This window comes from Rhodococcus sp. P-2 (assembly GCF_016598535.1).
GTDB lineage: Bacteria > Actinomycetota > Actinomycetes > Mycobacteriales > Mycobacteriaceae > Rhodococcus_F > Rhodococcus_F baikonurensis.
This window is the reverse complement of sequence record NZ_CP066779.1, coordinates 5,938,228-5,955,232: the sequence shown is the minus strand read 5'-3', so window position 1 is coordinate 5,955,232 and position 17,005 is coordinate 5,938,228. Positions and strand designations below refer to the sequence as shown.

The window sequence follows — 17,005 nt, the reverse complement described above, 5'->3', positions numbered from 1 at the left end:
AGGCTGGCAGGCATGACGACGGCATACGGCTTCACCGAGTACGGCGGCCCCGACACACAGTCCTACTTCGACGTCACCCTCCCACCGCCCGGTGCTGGACAACTGCTGGTGTCGGTCCGAGCTGCGGGCGTCAATCCAGCCGATTGGAAGGTTCGCGCTGGTACGCGGAAAGACACCGTGCCAGTGACGCTGCCTGCGGTTCTGGGCCGCGAAGTGTCCGGTGTTGTCATCGGAGTGGGTCCGCGGGTCACCGAGTTCGAGGTCGGCGACGAAGTGTTCGGCGCTACCGCGACCGGCTTCGGCGGCTACGCCGAGTCGACCATGCTCAACGTCTCGTCGACAGCACACAAGCCGCCTGCCGTGTCGTGGGCGGATGCCGCGGTGTTGACGGTTGCGGCGGGGACGGCCTACGACGCGCTCCACGGCCTCGGACTGAAGCCCGGGGCAACACTCCTGCTCCTCGGCGCCGGTGGCGGCGTCGGTCGCAGCACCATCGCGCTTGCATTGGCACAGGGTGTCAACGTGATCGGTGTCGCGAGCGAATCCAAGAGAACCGCGATCGAGGACGCGGGAGCACGCTGGGTCGAGTCGGGAGACGGATTCGCAGACGAAGTGTCCGCGCTGTCCTCAGGTGGGGTGGACGCGGTTTTCGACCTTGTCGGCGGGGACACTCTCGCTCGCGGTGCTGCGCTCACCCGACCGGGTGCGCCAATCCTGAGCATCGCCGATCCTCTGGCGGCAAGCCGACTCGGCGGCAGTGGTGTCGAACGCCGAAGGACCACAGCAGTATTCACGGAGGTCGCGGCGCTCGTGGACGACGGGACCCTCGACCCTTCCGTGTCCGGCCGCTACCCGTTCTCCCGCGCCGGGGAAGCGCTCGCTGCAGTCGAAGACGGCCATGCCGCCGGCAAGGTGGTGATCGACTTCGGCTGATCTCTGTCGGACGCCGATGGTTCAATCACCGTCTACGACGGGCGGGGGCACAGGTGGTTGCACGGTTGACTGCGATCCTTGCAACGCTCGTGCTCGTATGTCTCGTTGCGTCCTGCGGATGGTTCGGGAACGCGCGTCTCGATTCTGCCCCGGGCAGCCCGACTCGATCGGACCTGGAGGAGCTCCTGTCCCGGACCGCGGTCGTCGACAACCGACCACATCCGGGTGGATACGAGCGCGGCTGCGGTAACGGCGAGGCCTGCGTATTCGGCCCCGCGTGGTCCGACGACCAGGACGCACCAGGTGGCCACGACGGGTGCGATACCCGCAACAACGTTCTGGCCCACGATCTATCGGACGTGGTGTTCAAACCGGGAACACGTGACTGCCTCGTATTGTCCGGCGTGATGACCGACCCGTACTCCGGTGACCGCGTCGAATTCGAACGAAGCCGGGCCAAGTCCGTCCAGATCGACCACGTCTTCCCACTCGCCGCGGCCTGGGACTTCGGCGCGAACTCCTGGACGCCCGAGCTTCGGATGAGGTTCGCGAACGACACGTCACTGAACCTGTTGGCCGTCAACGGCCCCGACAACCAGTCGAAAGGCGACAGCACGCCCAGCGACTGGTTGCCGCCCAATCCTGCGTACCGATGTTTCTACGCAGGCAAGTACTTGACCGTCGCGATTTCCTATGGCTTACCGGTCAGCCGGGCGGATCACTCGGCGTTGACAGAACTCGCCACTCGCTGTTGAGCTACCGGCCGTCCTTCACCACTCGACCGCTCTGAATGACGAGTGCGATGCGCTCACGATCAGCGAAGATGGACGGATCCGTCAACGGATTGCCGCGGAAGGCAACGAGGTCGGCGAACTTGCCGACTTCGATGGTGCCGACCTCGTCGGCGATGCCGAGAATGTCGGCGTTGATCCGGGTAGCGGAAACCAATGCGTCCATCGGGGTTTCGACCTTGGCGCGCAGGACAAGCTCCATCCCCCGACCTGTTTGATCGGTACCGATAAGGTCCGATCCCAATCCCACTCTGACGCCGGCATTTCGAGCGGCGAGGAGTCCGTCGATCTGCCCCTGCATCATCTGGCCGATGCGCGCCGAAATCGATTCGGGTAGACCCGCTGACGCCGCGCTGTCCGAGAGCGCCTGCACCACAGCCAAGGTCGGTACCAAAGCGACGTCGTGCTCGGCCATCAACTTGGCAGTCTCGTCGTCGATGTCGGAACCGTGCTCGACGCATTTCGCGCCGGCGGTAACCGCGTTCCGGATTCCCTCGTTGTTGTGAGCGTGCACCGTGACATACGTACCGCGCGCATTGGCTTCCTCGACGGCAACTCCGATCTCGTCGACCGTGAACTGCGTGTCGGTGAGCTTGTCATGAGTGGATACCACTCCCCCGGTGACGCACAGTTTGAGGAAGTCGGCACCTCTGCGGAACGTCTCACGAACGTTCTTTCGCATTTCGTGCGGGCCGTCGGAAAGCAGAGACATACAACGCAATCCGGGGATGTCGTGATCGGACCAGTCCGAAGTCGGCTCCCACTCGGCCGCCAGGTGTCCGTGTCCGCCGGTCTGGCATTGGATCGGGCCACACTGAATGATCCGCGGCCCCGGAATCTTGCCCGAGGCGACAACTCCGGCGAGTCCACCGTCGATTCCGCCGCAGTCACGAACCGTGGTGAATCCCCCGTCGAGAGTAGACGCGCAGGTCGCGAACATGTCTGCGGCCAGTTCGGCTACCGATATCTGACGCCGCAGGCTCGGGGCGAGATCACTCGATCCACCGAGATGAACGTGTGCGTCGATCAGTCCGGGCGTGATCGTCAACCCGGTGCAGTCCAACACCTCCACCCCCTCGGGCGGCGTGCCACCGATCGCACTGATGCGTCCGCTTTCCACAGCAACAGCACAGTTCTCGATCGGTTCGGCTCCCGTACCGTCGATGATCGTTGCACCGGTCAGCCATACGACAGACATATTGAATGTTCCTCCGACGTGTACCGATCGCCGGAAGAATCCGCCGACATACCGAATAGGGTTCGGTTAGTATGATGCATGTCGGCTCCTGAAATCAAGGAGTTGTCATCAATCGATCGAGTCCGAGATTGCCGACGAATCCCTCACCAGGAGAATCGATGCCGCGCCCCACCCAGCCGATACTGTCCACGGGCAACATCACCGACGCCGCCCTGGATGCTGTCGACGCGACCGGTGACTTCACCATGCCCGGAATCGCCAAGCAATTGAACGTGACTCCGTCTTCGCTCTACACACACGTTTCGGGTCGATCCGAGATCGTCGAACTCATGCGCATCCGCGTGATGTCGTCGATCTCGGTCCCGCAACCACCCGCAGGATGGAGCGAGCGGGTCAGCGCCTGGGGGTGGGCCTATCGCCGAGCTGCGGTCGAGCATTGGCGTCTCATCCCGCTGCTCATGACGCGAAGCGTCCGCACCGAGGTGACTTTCGATATCGATACCGCACTGGTCCAAGCATTTTCGGATGGCGGGTTCGATCCGATCGACACTCGTCACGCAATTTCCACGCTGGACAGTTTGGTCCTCGGATCAGTCGTCAAGCTGTCGACGCCGGATGTCGCGTGGACTCAATCCTCGAACCCGAGCGAGATCACCCGTGAGGCCACGACCCCACTGCGAACCGACGACACCTTCGACTTCGGCCTGAGAACCCTGATCGCCGGATGGATGGCCCAGTGCGTCATCCGCCTGTATACCGAATCCCATTCGGATCTACCTGTCACTTCACCGTGAACGACCTCGTATGCCATCCCGTGGCGCCACCGGGAATCGGCGGAGTGCGCTCTTCCACCTGAACGTTCCCGTCCAAATCCGTCGCCCTGACCTGCACGGTGTGCAAACCTGAGCCTGCATCCCACATCCACGACCATTGCCGCCAGGTGTCGATCGAGTACTCCTGCGCCAGTGTCGCCGGTTGCCATTCGCCGTTGTCCACGCGAACCTCGACCTTCTCGATTCCACGATGCTGAGCCCAGGCAGTTCCCGCCACCAGCACCTGGCCCGGCTCGATCGGCGCCAGAGCTGCCGGTACCTCGATACGCGACGACGTCTTGATCGGTGCCTGCGCACCCCAACCGCGCTGGGTCCAATAGGCCTCGACCTTGTCGAAACGCGTGAGTTCCCACTCCGTCACCCATTTGGTGGCGGAGACGAAACCGTACAGGCCGGGAACTACCTGCCGAACGGGGTAACCGTGCTCGAACGGCAACGGCTCACCGTTCATCGCCACGGCGAGAATCGCGTCACGGCCGTCGGTGACTATCTCGACCGGGGTGCCGACTGTGAAGCCGTCGACGCTGGTCGACAGGAGCATGTCGGCGTCGGGATGGACACCGACTTCGTCGAGCAGGTCCTTCATGGGATAACCGATCCACTTCGCGTTCCCAGCCAGGACACCACCCACCTCGTTGGAAACACACGTCAGCGTGATCACCCGCTCGATGGGCGTTCGCGCCACCAGGTCGTCGAACGACAACGTCATCTCGCGGTCGACCATGCCGTGAATCCGCAGTTCCCATGAGTCCGTCGTCAATTGCGGAACGAGGAGAGCGGTGTCGATGCGATAGAAGTCGTCGTTGGGCGTGATGTACGTCGACGCACCCGCAATCCCGATGTCTGCACCCGCCGGAATCGGCGGCGCCGGGTCAGCGGCGGTGGGCACGACGAAATCTTCACGATTCGCGACTGCTCCAGCGATTCTCTGCCCCACGAACTTCCCGGCGGCACCCGCGGCCGCAGCCACTGCCAACGCCGCACCTGCCAGCAGAAGGAACTGACGACGAGGCAACCACGAGTCGGCGACGCCCGGCGAGAGCGGCACCTCCAGTTGCGTGATCAGCAACCGCAGAGTCGCGACACCCGCGACCACGCCGACCAGCGTCGGGAACACGTACATCGCGTCGGCAGTCGGGCGTTGCAACGCCGCATACACGCCAACCGCACCGAGCAGAACGAGGATGAGGCTGCCAATCGGGCGACGTCGCCGTTCCAGGAGCCCTGCCACCGCGCCGAGCAGAACTATCAAGATCGACATTCCGATGAACAGCGCCGGCTTGTCGTTGGTGCCGAAGGTGTCGATCGCGAACTCGCGAGCCCAAGCCGGCGTTCGGTCGACGGTGGTTGCACCGACGGCGTAGAAGGGCGACGCGTCCGGGTTGATCGGCAGCGCCACCAGTTCACCGACGCCCAGGACGACAGCCGCGGCCAAGACCCCGGAGATCGCGTGAGCAGCCCATCTACGACGCGGTGGACGAGATTCGGTGCTCGGGTGCTCGTCGATGTTCTGTGTGACCATGTCGTCTCGGCTCTGTCGGTGCGAGTGGTGCTTCGATCGGATACCCGACATTCGGCGCTGCGGGACATCCGGATGGGTGCACTCCTCCATCAAGAACTACTCCGAACTCGCGATTAGAGTGGGAACGATGACCGTCGACCTCAACAAGGACACGCTCCTGTGCATGTCGCTCTCCGGGCGACCGAGCAACATCGGCACCAGGTTTCACAATTACCTCTACGAGGAATTGGGCCTGAACTTCGTCTACAAAGCCTTCACCACCGAAGACGTACCCGCCGCGATCGCCGGCATACGAGCACTCGGGATTCGAGGCTGCGGGGTGTCGATGCCGTTCAAGGAACAGGTCATCGAGCACATCGACGTCATGCATGATTCGGCCAGCGCCATCGACTCCGTGAACACGATCGTCAACGAGTCCGGAGTGCTGCACGCCTACAACACCGACTATCAGGCGGTGGCCGATCTGCTGCGTGACAACGACGTCGATACGAGCCTGTCCGTCGCTGTCGCCGGCAGCGGCGGCATGGCAAAAGCAGTCGTCGCCGCGGTACGCGACACCGGATTCACCGACGTCACCGTAATCGCCCGCAACCAGGAAGTAGGGTCGGCGCTCGCCGAGCAGTACGGCTTCGACTGGCAGGCCGAACTCGGTCCGCTTCGTCCCGGTGTGCTGATCAATGCGACCCCGATCGGAATGTCCGGCGGTGCTGAAGCCGATGCACTGTCGTTCCCCGAAGAAGCAGTTCGCGCAGCGGAAGTAGTCTTCGACGTCGTCGCGATGCCCGCGAACACTCCTCTGATCGCGTTGGCGACCCTACTCGGGAAGACGGCGATCACGGGAGCGTCGGTCATCGCTCTTCAGGCAGCCGAGCAGTTCGTGCTCTACACCGGCGTTCGTCCGAGCGCGGAGCAGATCCAGCGAGCGTCGGAATACTCACGGACGTAGGAACCACGTCATCGTGAACGAGACCGGGGAGACTCCACCTCAACAGCTGGCGCGGAATTTCAACGAGTTGTTGCAAGAACTGCGCGTTGCACTCTCGGGTGTTCAGATCCTGTTCGCCTTCTTGCTGGCCGTGGCATTCACCGAACGCTACGAGGAGGCCTCGACGTATATCCGCGGCATCCACTTGGTGACGGTGATACTTGTGGCCGTCTCCTTCGGGTTCCTGATGGCGCCCGCGGTGTGGCATCGTATGCTCTTCCGCCGTGGGCACCGCGAGAACATCTTGCCCATCGCCAACCGATTCGCGCTGTGCGGCATAGCTTTTCTCGCCGCCTCCATGACCGGCACGGTCCTGCTGATTGCCGAGGTCGCCGTCGGCGGAGTCGCCGCAAAGATCTTGGCTGCGTGCGCCGCTATCATGTTCACAGCACTGTGGTTTCTCGTGCCGTCATTCATCGATCGCGCCAAAGGCTGACTCAGGCTCCGGTTTCGACAGCGCGAGTGCCGTCGTTCGACCACTGCGACCACGAGCCCGGAAACAGGGTCGCGTCGTACCCTGCGATCGCGAGCGCCGCAATCTCGTGCGCTGCAGTCACTCCGGATCCGCAGTACACCGCCACCCTGTCCCCGACGCCCAGGCCCGCGAACCGCTCACGCAACGCGGCCGCATCCAGGAATCGACCGTCGCCGGTGACGTTCTCTGCGGTCGGTGCGCTCACCGCACCGGGAATGTGACCCGCGACGGGATCCATCGGCTCGACCTCGCCGCGGTACCGCTCCCCGGTTCGGGCGTCGAGCAGGACACCGCCCTCGCTCGTCCAGTTGCCGACGCCGTCGATGTCGACGGTCGGCATGTTGTCTCCGGTGAAAGTAACATTGCCCGGGCTGACGGACTCGCCGATACCGGCCGCCAACGGCAGTCCCGCGGACTCCCAGGCCTGCAACCCGCCGTCGAGGAGTCGGACGTCCGAGAGTCCGGCCCACCGCAGCAGCCACCAACCGCGGGCAGCGGCGGTATTGCCGGTGGCGTCGTAGAGCACCACCGAGTCACCGTCGTCGATTCCCCAACGACGCGCGGCCTCCTGCAGGTCTTCGAGTCCAGGCAGCGGGTGCCTTCCCTTGTCCGTCGACGGCGTCGAAGCCAGTTCGTCGTCGAGGTTCACGAATACCGCACCGGGAATGTGTCCGTCGCGAAAATGCTGCTCGCCGTTCGAATCACCCAGCGCCCACCGGACATCGAGCAATCGCGGCGCGGCTCCGGCCTCGATGAGAGCGGACAGTTCTTGGACGTCGATCAGCACGGGAAGTGTCATGAGCCCATCCTGACACGACCTCTCACGCAACCCCGAAGAAGGCACCGAGACCCACCAACAACACTCCAGTCACGACATCGATGCGCTTGCCGACGCCAGGACGACGCAGCTTCTTGCCGGCTCCGGCCGCCATCACCACCACGATCGCCCACCACAACGCTGCGGCGACCACCGTCGCTCCCGCCAACATCAGTGTGCGCAGCCCTGCTCCTTCACCGGGCTCGATGAATTGTGGGAGTAGCCCGAGAAAGAACAACAACGCCTTCGGGTTCAGCAAGTTCGAGAGGAAGCCGTAACGAAACGCCGTGGTGACCGCGATCGGTTCTTTCGCTGCCGGAAGTCCCTCGTCCGAGGCTCGCGCCTTGAATGCACTTCGGATCGCGGAGATGCCGAGCCAGGTCAGATATGCCGCCCCGGCGTAAGTGAGCGCGGAGAGCAACTGCGGACGCGTCGCGACGAGTGCGGAAAGGCCCAGTGACGCGGCCGCCGTGTGAACGAAGAGCCCCGAAATCACGCCGGCCGCCACCACCGCACCGGTCCGTCGATCTGCCAGAGAATGACGCAGGATCAGGACAAAATCCAGTCCCGGCGTGAACAGGACGATGGATAGCAGGGAGCCGAAAGCAAGCCATTGACCGACACTCATCCGAAATACCTCACACCCGAGCTGATTCGAGACACATGTTCATGCCAGGAGTGTGCAACTGGATCCGGGAACTTCAAAACGACTCCGGATATAGTTCGGCAGATGACGAAGAATGAGCCTCTGGATCCGGTGGACTGGAAGATTTTGGCCGAATTGCAGAACGACGCGTCGATCACCAACAAGGTTCTAGCCGATCGTGTCGGCTTGGCGACGTCCTCGTGCCACGAGCGCGTACGACGCCTGCGTGCAAACGGAACGATCAGCGGTATCCATGCGGTTGTCGACCCGGCCGCGGTGGGCCGCTCGATGCAGGCGATCATCGCCGTGCAATTGCGACCGCACCGACGCGACCTCGTCGACCGCTTCACAGCGGACGCGCTCGCGTTGCCGGAAACCCTTGCGCTCTTCAACGTCTCGGGGCCCGAGGACTTCTTCCTCCACGTCGCGGTCCGCGACAGTGCGCATCTACAGCGAGTATTGATCGACCACCTCGCCGCGCATCCCGAAGTCTGGCACGCCCAAACGCACCTCATCTACGGCAAAGCGGTCACCTCACCCATCCGGCCGGACAGGTAAATCGCGCCCCGAGCGGGTCGGGCAGAATCACTGACCATGTCGGACTCCACAGAAACCACCGAACCGGAAGCCGTTCGTAGCAACTCGCAACCGATGAGCGCAGGCATCGTCACGGCCCTCGTCGGCTTCACCAGTTCGTTCACGGTGGTCCTCACCGGCCTCGCCGCTGTCGGCGCGGACGCGACCGAGGCGGCGTCCGGACTGCTGGTTCTGTGTGTGACCCAAGCGTTGGGAATGCTCTGGCTCTCACGCCGGTACCGGATGCCGATCACCCTGGCCTGGTCGACGCCCGGTGCCGCTCTGCTCGCCGGCGCCGGAGCCGTCGAGGGTGGGTGGCCGGCGGCGGTCGGAGCATTCATCGTCGTCGGAATCGCGATCGTGCTGACCGGACTGTGGCCGACGCTCGGAAGGATCATCTCGGCAATCCCGACGCCCCTCGCGCAGGCGATGCTCGCCGGAGTTCTGATGCCGTTGTGCCTGGCGCCGATCATCGCCGTCCGGGACGCACCGGCAGCAGTCGCGCCGGTCATCCTGGTTTGGCTTGCGGCGCAGCGCTTCTCCAAGCGATGGGCGGTTCCGCTCGCGTTTCTCACCGCAGCGGTCGTGATCGGGATCAGCCTCGTCACGTCGGATCGAGTGCTCGACGCCGGCGCCATGATTCCCCGCATCGATCTCACGGCGCCGTCGTGGACCTGGCAGGCGATGATCGGCATTGCGATTCCGCTCTACATCGTCACGATGGCTTCGCAGAACATTCCCGGTGTGGCCGTGATGAATTCGTTCGGCTACACCGTTCCCTGGCGGCCGTCGATGATCGTGACGGGTATCGGCACCATCGTCGGCGCTCCGGCCGGTGGCCATGCGATCAACCTCGCGGCGATCAGCGCAGCCCTGGCCGCCGCCCCCACCGCGCATCCGGATCCCAAACGTCGATGGATCGCTGCCTTCACCGCAGGCTGGGCCTATCTCGTTCTCGCTGCCGGCGCGGCCGCCGTGGCCGCTCTGGTAGCCGCCGCTCCAGCCGGAGTCGTGGAAACTGTTGCCGGACTGGCGCTCCTGGCAACTCTTGCCGGCGCCCTCACATCGGCGCTGAGCGAGGCGAGTGAGCGTGAAGGTGCCGTGGTCACGTTTCTGATCGCCGCATCCGGGGTCAGTATCCTGGGAATCGGTTCGGCATTCTGGGCACTGTTGGTGGGACTGATCGTGCGTGCCGTCCTGCAGGGCACCACCCTGCCATCACTCTCGCGAAAGTCGTCACTACAGTCGAAGCCGTGAGCACAGCGCAAACGCCCCCGTCGATCAGCGAGTTTCCCGTTCTCTGGCCCGTCCCGACGCGGTGGGACGACAACGATCACTACGGCCACGTCAACAACGTGACGTACTACTCGTACTTCGACACCGCGGTCAACGCCTGGCTGATGTCTTCCACCGGAACCGACATCCGCAATCTGCCTGCCATCGGCGTCGTCGCCGAGACGTCGTGCCGGTACCTGAGCGAACTGTCGTTCCCCGAGCAGTTGCAGGTGGGTATCTCCGTCGAGAAACTCGGCACCAAGAGCATCGTCTACGCCCTGGCGATATTCCACGAGGTCGACGATGGCAATTGGGAACCCGCCGCCACCGGACGCTTCGTCCACGTCTACGTCGACGCCGACACCCGTAAGCCGGTGGAGATCCCGGCCGCCATCAGATCGGCAGCCGGGACCTTGACCGAAAACTAGCTCAGACCGAGCTGATCTGCCGTCAGGACGGCGCGTGCAACGATTCCGTCGATCAGCGCGACCGTCGGGCCGCCGTGCTCGGCCTTGTTGCGCGGATCGTCGAGGATTCGCCGCAGCACGCCCTCGGCGATGATCGAGAGCTTCCACAGCGCGAGTACGTGCCAGTATCCGACGGCTGACACGTCGCGGCCCGTCGCCTCGACGTAGGCCGCGACCAGCTCCTCGCGGTTCGGAAAGCCCTCCAGCGTGGACGCCATGAACGGACCGGCAACTTTGTCACCGGCTTCCGGCCAGTACGCGAGCAGTGCACCGAGATCCGCGAGCGGCTCCCCCAACGTGCACAACTCCCAGTCGACGACCGCAACGATGCGACCCTCGACCGGATCGGTGATGACGTTGTTGAGGTGGAAGTCGCCGTGAACCAAGGTCACTTCGTTCTGTTCCGGAATGTTTCGGTGCAGAATCTCGGCCAACCGGTCGACGTCCGGAACATCGCGGGTCTTTGACTTCTCCCACTGCGCCGACCACCGTTTGAGCTGACGCTCGGCAAAGGGCTTTCGGCTGGCCAGATCCTCGAGGCCGGTCTCTTCTAGGTCGACCCCGTGGATGCTCGCGAGGGTTTTCGGCATCGCCAGTCCGACCGCACGACGCTCGTCCTCGGTCAACTTCTGAGCCACCGGGACGCCGTCGATCACAATGCCGTCGATGTAGCTCATCAGGACCAGCGGAGCGTCCGTGATCTCCGGGTCTTCCGTGATACCGAGGATTTTGGGAACCGGAACCTTGGTTCCCTGGAGCGAGGACAGAATGCGGTGCTCACGAACGACGTCGTGCGCCGACGCCAACAACGTGCCCAGCGGAGGTCTGCGCAGTACCCACCGTCCTCCGCCCGCATCCGTCACGGAGTAGGTCAGATTCGATTGCCCGTTACCGATCCTCTCGAAAGTCAGTGGTGTCGTGGCGCCGACCCCCAGTTCGGCGATCCACGCGGAAACAGCTTCTTCGTTCAAACCGACTGCAGTCACCGCACCGATGCTAGCGGTTGACACCGGATCGGTTGGGCGTACCGACACGTTTGTTACTCGCCAGTTCTCAGTCCAGGTCTTGATACGGCAGTGAAAATACTTGCGGATTTCCCAATCAGGGGGATCCTGATGGTAGAGCGACAACTGCATACAACACATCGGGATTGTGCGGCGTACTCACGAGGCGCGCCGGGCATGAGCAGAAACCGAGGTGAGCGAAGATGATCGACAACCTCGATTATCCGGTCCAACTCATCCAACCGAACGGCGCACGAGTGTGCCGGCCCGAATTCGACCGTCTGATAACAGACATCGGGCCTGACGAACTGCTGTCGTTGTATCGCGATCTCGTCGTCAGTCGCCGAATCGACACCGAAGCTGTTGCCCTGCAGCGTCAAGGCGAAATAGGTTTGTGGGCTCCGATGCTCGGCCAGGAGGGCGCGCAGGTCGGTTCCGCGAGAGCGCTTGCCTCCGACGACTTCGCCTTCACCAGCTATCGCGAACATGCCGTCGCGTACTGCCGGGGAGTTCCCCCCGAATTGCTGACCACGATGTGGCGCGGAATCTCCCATTCCGGTTGGGATCCAGAACAATTCAACGTCACCAATCCGGCGATCGTCGTCGGCTCTCAAGGGCTGCACGCCACCGGATACGCATTGGGCGCACATCTGGACGGCGCCGAGATCGCGACGATCGCCTACTTCGGTGACGGCGCCTCGAGTCAGGGCGACATCGCCGAGGCGATGGGATTTGCTGCCAGTTTCCGTGCCGGCGTTGTCTTCTTCTGCCAGAACAATCAGTGGGCCATCAGTGAACCGGTATCCCTGCAGTCCCGCACACCCATCTCACATCGGGCGATCGGTTACGGCATCCCGGCGATCCGCGTCGACGGCAACGACGTACTCGCCGTGCTCGCAGTCACGCGCTGGGCACTCAATCGCGCACGGGAAGGCAGCGGCCCGACGTTCATCGAGGCGATCACCTGCAGAATGGGCCCACACACGACGTCCGACGATCCGAGCAGGTACCGCGCCGATACGGATATGTCGGAGTGGAGAAACCGCGATCCGCTCGAGCGAGTGCGTCTGCTCCTGGAGCAACGCGGCCTTCTCGGCGAGAAAGAACTCACTACCATCGCGGCGGCCGCCGACGACGTCGCAGCTGGACTACGACGCGCAACCATCGCGCTCGCCGATCCGCCCCCGTCAGCGCTCTTCGATCACGTCTACCTCGAGGCACACCCACTGATCGACGCCGAACGTGAAGAGCATCGCGCGTATCTCGGCAGCATGGAAGGGGCACTGTCATGACCGTCATGAATCTGGTGACCGCACTCAACACCGGCCTGCGACGCGCACTCGAAGACGATCGTCGCGTGGTGATCATGGGCGAGGACGTCGGCCGTCTCGGCGGTGTATTCCGGGTTACCGACGCCCTGCAGAAGGATTTCGGCGATACCCGGGTGATCGACATGCCGCTCGCCGAATCAGGGATTGTGGGAACGGCTTTCGGCTTGGCTCTGCGCGGGTACCGGCCGGTCTGCGAGATCCAGTTCGACGGTTTCGTCTACCCGGCTTTCGACCAGATCGTCTCGCAGGTGGCAAAGATCCACTACCGCACCCGGGGAGCCGTGACAGCGCCACTGACGATTCGGATTCCCAGTGGCGGCGGAATCGGTGCCGTGGAACATCATTCGGAGTCGCCGGAAGCCTACTTCGCTCACACCGCAGGACTGCGGGTGGTGTACCCGAGCAATCCGGTCGACGGTTTTCACATGATCCGGCAATCGATTGCCGCCGACGACCCGGTGATCTTCCTCGAACCCAAACGGCGTTACTGGGATACCGCCGAGGTGAATACCGATGCCGCGCCCGAGCTTCCGCTCCACCGCGCCCGTGTCGCCCGCTCGGGAAACGACGCGACAGTGGTCGCGTACGGATCCATGGTCGCCACCGCACTCGACGCCGCACGGATCGCCGAAGACGAAGGCCTCGATCTGGAGGTGGTGGATCTGCGTTCGCTCTCCCCCGTCGACTTCGACACGATCGAGGCATCGGTGAACAAGACAGGCAGGCTGGTCGTCGTCCACGAGGCGCCGAAGTTTCTCGGCGTCGGCGCCGAAATCGCAGCACACGTCGCGGAACACTGCTTCTACCAGTTGGAGTCACCGATCCGTCGGGTCACCGGATTCGACATCCCCTATCCGCCTGCCAAGCTCGAGCAATTCCACCTTCCGGACGCCGATCGGATCCTCGCAGCGCTCGACCGAACGCTGGCAGCATGAGTACGACGCACGAATTCCGGTTGCCGGATCTCGGCGAGGGCCTGACGTCCGCCGATCTGGTCGAGTGGACGGTCGGCGTCGGCGACACGGTGGAACTCAATCAAGTTCTCGCCCAGGTAGAGACAGCCAAAGCTCTTGTCGAACTGCCGTCGCCCTACGTCGGCGTTGTCAGAGAACTCCTCGTCGAACCTGGCTCTACCGTCCCGGTCGGCACTCCGATCATCCGAATCGAGGAGCCTGCAGATTCACCGTCTCCAAGTGATTCACAGTCCCCGAGTGTGCTTGTCGGATACGGACCCGCGGCCGAGAGACCGAGCCGACGACGGAACAGGGTTACGCCACACTCGCAAACCGCGGCGAGTACCGAGCGTCGGCCCGCAACACCCTCGGCGCGGCGCGCGGCCCGCGAAGCCGGCATCGATCTGAGCGAAATCACCGGAAGTGGATTCGACGGTGCCGTCACGGCAGCGGACGTCGCAGACGCGCTTCGCGTGAAGGCCGCGTCGAATGAAGCTCCGCGGCCGGCCGGATCCGGTATGCAGAAACAGCCGGTCTCGTCCGGCATGCGGAAACAGATGGCGTCGGCGATGGTCGCCAGTACCCGTGCCCCTCAGGCCAGCGTCTTCCTCACCGCCGATGTCACGCCTTCGATGGAACTACTCGGCAGGCTCCGTCCCTCGGACGCATTCACCGGACTTTCTCTCACTCCGCTGACTCTCGCGGCCAAGGCCTTGGTTACGGCGATCTCGTCGCACCCGATGGTGAACGCGCATTGGCACGAGGCCCGCGGCGACGCCGTCATCGACGATCACGTGAATCTCGGCATCGCCGTCGCCTCCGAACGTGGACTGTCCGTGCCCAACATCAAAAGCGCCGAGACGCTGAGCCTGGTCCAACTTGCACGCGCGGTGACCGAACTGACCGTCGCTGCCCGCGCGGGAGTGACCGATGTCCATCACCTGACCGGTGGCACCGTCACGATCACCAATGTCGGAGTCTTCGGCGTCGACGGGGGCATTCCGCTCCTCAATCCGGGAGAAGCCGTCATCCTTTGCCTGGGCACAGTGAGCGAGCGTCCCTGGGTAATCGAGCGCAAGATCGAAGCGCGGAGCGTCGCGACACTGACGTTGACGTTCGACCACCGGATACTCGATGGTGAGCAGGCCGCGAGATTCCTCTCATTTGTCGCACAGATGCTCGCGGACCCGGACCTGTTGCTGTCTCACCTGTAAAAAGGAACGAGTGAGCGTCAACCACACCGACCGAGTAGTCCCCACCTCCGCCCTGGTACGCGCGCGGGCCGGCATCTTCGGCATCTTCGGCATCAACGGATTTCTGCTCGCGATGTGGGTCGTCCACATTCCGTCCATCGAACACCGTGTGGGAATCAGTCACTCGACGCTCGGCTCACTGCTTCTCCTTCTTGCTGTCGGAGCCATTGCCGGTATGCAATTGAGCGGTCCGCTCGCCGATCGATACGGCAGCAGGCGCATGGTCATCCTGGCGGGTAGCGGGCTGGCATTCGCCACTCTCGGCCCGGGATTTGCCACGAACACCTGGCAACTGGGCGCTGCACTTGTTGTATTCGGCTTCGCGAACGGCGCGTTGGACGTGTCGATGAACTCGCAGGCTGTCGAGGCCGAACAGTTGTACCGGCGCCCGATCATGGCGGCCTTTCACGGCATGTTCTCGGTCGGCGGCGTATTAGGGTCCGTCATCGGATTCGGCACTCTCGCACTGGATCTTCCGCCGTACGTCACGCTCAGCATCGCGTCGGCAATCGGCTTGCTCGCGGTCTGGTTGTGCTCGCGACCCCTGCTCCCTCACGTCGACGTGCATGCCGAAACCGCGTCGACTACCGGAAAGACACACGGCAGATTCTCGGCTCGCGTGCTTGCTCTCGGAACCCTCGCCTTTGTTCTGATGCTCGCCGAGGGAGTGGCGAACGACTGGAGTGCGCTGCAGGTCAAGGAAGATCTGGGTGTCTCGAATGCCGTTGCTGCACTGTCGTTCGGTGCATTCTCGGCCATGATGACCGTCGGCCGGTTCACCGCGGATCGGATCAGCGCGGCGGTCGGCCCGGTGGCCGTGGTTCGCTACGGCGCGTTGCTGTCGTCCGTCGGCATGCTGACCGTCGTGGCATCCGGCTGGCTACCACTGACATTGCTCGGCTGGGCACTGTTCGGCGCAGGCCTGTCTGGATGCATTCCGCAGATCTTCACCACCGCGGGAAATCTCGGCTCGGGTTCGGCTGGTACCAACATGTCTCGCGTCGTCGGCATGGGATACATCGGATTCCTCGCCGGTCCGGCGACCATCGGGTGGGTCACCACGCTTGTGCCTCTCACCACAGCAATGTTGATCCCGTTTGCATGCGTCCTGGTCGCAGCGGGTTGTGCGGGTGTCGTTCGGCGCGATTCTCCGACCGCCTACAGACCTCACAGCTGATCCTCACGATCGGCACAGACTCACCAGGGATGCTGGTACTCGTGACCGTCTCGACCTCCACCCAGCACCCCACTCCCTCCACAACCACTCGCTTCCTCGTCCTTGCTGCGATCGCCGTCGTAGCGCTGGGCGCCTTGTATATTTTGCGACCCACCTCGCCTGGCGTGAACGTCCCGGAACAGGTGCGCGCACTTGCCGAGTGGACGGTAGGCCGATTCGACGTCACCGCTGTACTCGCAGCCACTACCGCTCTGGCCGTCGTCTCGATGGTCCGCGGACTGCCGTACGGCATCGGCGCGATCCTGCTTCTCGGAATGGGCGCTAATCTCACCAACGCGGCATTCGGCTCCTGGCTCCCCGATGCGCCCCAGGACCTATTGCCCAGCGGTCACGTGGCAGCGGCGACCGCGCTGTACTGCTCGGCGATCTTGATCTCCGCCCCGCAGTGGCGTCCGGTGGTCGCCGGTCTCGGATTCGTCGGAGTTGCTGCGATCGGTGCCAGCGCACTAGCCGCCGAGCTGAGCGGCCTTTTCGGAGTGATAGCCGGCGTTCTGATCGCTCTGGTATGGGCCTGTGTCGCAGCCATTTTGATGGCACGATCGCCCATCGCCGCGAAACGTGAAGAGCTACGCCCGGATACGGCAGCCATCGCGTTCTCCAGGCACCGGAGCATCCGACTTTAGTCCTAAATCTTTGGTATCCAGAGATTTTCGCCGATAGCTCTCCCGCGACGGCGGGGCATGACGTATGTTCTGAAATGTCCGAATCA

Annotated in this window: 18 protein-coding genes; 13 read left to right on the top strand and 5 right to left on the bottom strand. The window is 63.5% G+C overall.

The annotated features are described in order from the left end of the window. Nucleotides 1–12 precede the first annotated feature (12 nt). Both I7X09_RS27735 and I7X09_RS27730 read left to right on the top strand, forming a co-directional pair. Nucleotides 13–933 (top strand): NADP-dependent oxidoreductase, encoded by a 921-nt coding sequence (locus I7X09_RS27735; RefSeq protein WP_200314708.1) that lies wholly within the window; start codon nucleotides 13–15, stop codon nucleotides 931–933. Nucleotides 934–986: 53 nt separating this feature from the next. After that, entirely contained in the window at nucleotides 987–1,688 is a 702-nt protein-coding gene (locus I7X09_RS27730; protein ID WP_200314706.1) for an HNH endonuclease family protein, read from the top strand. Nucleotide 1,689: 1 nt separating this feature from the next. On the opposite strand, the gene I7X09_RS27725 is transcribed toward I7X09_RS27730, so the two are convergent. After that, nucleotides 1,690–2,922, bottom strand: coding sequence for a metal-dependent hydrolase family protein (locus I7X09_RS27725; protein WP_124569495.1), 1,233 nt, complete (start codon nucleotides 2,920–2,922; stop codon nucleotides 1,690–1,692). A 158-nt stretch (nucleotides 2,923–3,080) separates the two neighbouring features. Here I7X09_RS27725 and I7X09_RS27720 point away from each other — a divergent pair, with 158 nt between their 5' ends. Next, a complete protein-coding gene (locus I7X09_RS27720; protein WP_166813675.1) occupies nucleotides 3,081–3,716 on the top strand; it encodes a TetR/AcrR family transcriptional regulator C-terminal domain-containing protein in 636 nt (211 codons plus the stop codon). Here the strand turns inward: I7X09_RS27720 and I7X09_RS27715 are convergent. Beyond that, a complete protein-coding gene (locus tag I7X09_RS27715) occupies nucleotides 3,703–5,277 on the bottom strand; it encodes a molybdopterin-dependent oxidoreductase (protein ID WP_200314704.1) in 1,575 nt (524 codons plus the stop codon). The genes I7X09_RS27720 and I7X09_RS27715 overlap by 14 nt on opposite strands. 127 nt (nucleotides 5,278–5,404) lie before the next feature. On the opposite strand from I7X09_RS27715, the gene I7X09_RS27710 reads away from it, so the two are divergent. Both I7X09_RS27710 and I7X09_RS27705 read left to right on the top strand, forming a co-directional pair. Continuing rightward, nucleotides 5,405–6,223, top strand: a complete 819-nt coding sequence (locus I7X09_RS27710; RefSeq protein WP_200314702.1) for a shikimate 5-dehydrogenase — start codon at nucleotides 5,405–5,407, stop codon at nucleotides 6,221–6,223. Nucleotides 6,224–6,236: 13 nt separating this feature from the next. Continuing rightward, nucleotides 6,237–6,698: a DUF6328 family protein gene (locus tag I7X09_RS27705; protein WP_095971548.1), complete on the top strand. Its 462-nt coding sequence runs from the start codon at nucleotides 6,237–6,239 to the stop codon at nucleotides 6,696–6,698. A 1-nt stretch (nucleotide 6,699) separates the two neighbouring features. On the opposite strand, the gene I7X09_RS27700 is transcribed toward I7X09_RS27705, so the two are convergent. Together I7X09_RS27700 and I7X09_RS27695 are read right to left on the bottom strand one after the other, a co-directional pair. Next, a complete protein-coding gene (locus I7X09_RS27700; protein ID WP_200314694.1) occupies nucleotides 6,700–7,536 on the bottom strand; it encodes a sulfurtransferase in 837 nt (278 codons plus the stop codon). 22 nt (nucleotides 7,537–7,558) lie between these two features. After that, nucleotides 7,559–8,182 carry a LysE family translocator gene (locus I7X09_RS27695; RefSeq protein ID WP_200314692.1) on the bottom strand — a complete coding sequence of 208 codons (624 nt, stop codon included), beginning with the start codon at nucleotides 8,180–8,182 and terminating at the stop codon, nucleotides 7,559–7,561. Nucleotides 8,183–8,284: 102 nt separating this feature from the next. On the opposite strand from I7X09_RS27695, the gene I7X09_RS27690 reads away from it, so the two are divergent. The 3 genes from I7X09_RS27690 to I7X09_RS27680 are packed head-to-tail and all read left to right on the top strand — an operon-like array spanning nucleotide 8,285 to nucleotide 10,479. Beyond that, nucleotides 8,285–8,758, top strand: a complete 474-nt coding sequence (locus I7X09_RS27690; protein WP_003941284.1) for an Lrp/AsnC family transcriptional regulator — start codon at nucleotides 8,285–8,287, stop codon at nucleotides 8,756–8,758. Nucleotides 8,759–8,794: 36 nt separating this feature from the next. Beyond that, nucleotides 8,795–10,033 (top strand): benzoate/H(+) symporter BenE family transporter, encoded by a 1,239-nt coding sequence (locus I7X09_RS27685; RefSeq protein WP_200314690.1) that lies wholly within the window; start codon nucleotides 8,795–8,797, stop codon nucleotides 10,031–10,033. Continuing rightward, a complete protein-coding gene (locus tag I7X09_RS27680; RefSeq protein WP_095971544.1) occupies nucleotides 10,030–10,479 on the top strand; it encodes an acyl-CoA thioesterase in 450 nt (149 codons plus the stop codon). The genes I7X09_RS27685 and I7X09_RS27680 overlap by 4 nt, the downstream gene beginning before the upstream one ends. Here the strand turns inward: I7X09_RS27680 and I7X09_RS27675 are convergent. Next, nucleotides 10,476–11,504: a phosphotransferase family protein gene (locus tag I7X09_RS27675; RefSeq protein WP_095971619.1), complete on the bottom strand. Its 1,029-nt coding sequence runs from the start codon at nucleotides 11,502–11,504 to the stop codon at nucleotides 10,476–10,478. The two genes, I7X09_RS27680 and I7X09_RS27675, sit on opposite strands and share 4 nt — an antisense overlap. Before the next feature lie 221 nt (nucleotides 11,505–11,725). Between I7X09_RS27675 and pdhA the strand changes: the two genes are divergently transcribed. The 5 genes from pdhA to I7X09_RS27650 are packed head-to-tail and all read left to right on the top strand — an operon-like array spanning nucleotide 11,726 to nucleotide 16,919. After that, the gene (gene pdhA / locus I7X09_RS27670) at nucleotides 11,726–12,814 is read left to right on the top strand and encodes a pyruvate dehydrogenase (acetyl-transferring) E1 component subunit alpha (RefSeq protein WP_200314688.1); all 1,089 of its coding nucleotides are present in this window, start codon (nucleotides 11,726–11,728) and stop codon (nucleotides 12,812–12,814) included. Beyond that, on the top strand, nucleotides 12,811–13,788 hold the full coding sequence (locus tag I7X09_RS27665) for an alpha-ketoacid dehydrogenase subunit beta (RefSeq protein WP_200314686.1): 978 nt from the start codon (nucleotides 12,811–12,813) through the stop codon (nucleotides 13,786–13,788). Before pdhA ends, I7X09_RS27665 begins: the two co-directional genes overlap by 4 nt. Further along, entirely contained in the window at nucleotides 13,785–15,020 is a 1,236-nt protein-coding gene (locus tag I7X09_RS27660; RefSeq protein ID WP_200314684.1) for a dihydrolipoamide acetyltransferase family protein, read from the top strand. Before I7X09_RS27665 ends, I7X09_RS27660 begins: the two co-directional genes overlap by 4 nt. A 10-nt stretch (nucleotides 15,021–15,030) precedes the next feature. Next, entirely contained in the window at nucleotides 15,031–16,236 is a 1,206-nt protein-coding gene (locus I7X09_RS27655) for an MFS transporter (RefSeq protein WP_200314682.1), read from the top strand. A 29-nt stretch (nucleotides 16,237–16,265) separates the two neighbouring features. Then, a complete protein-coding gene (locus I7X09_RS27650; protein ID WP_200314680.1) occupies nucleotides 16,266–16,919 on the top strand; it encodes a hypothetical protein in 654 nt (217 codons plus the stop codon). The last annotated feature ends 86 nt before the right edge of the window (nucleotides 16,920–17,005 follow it).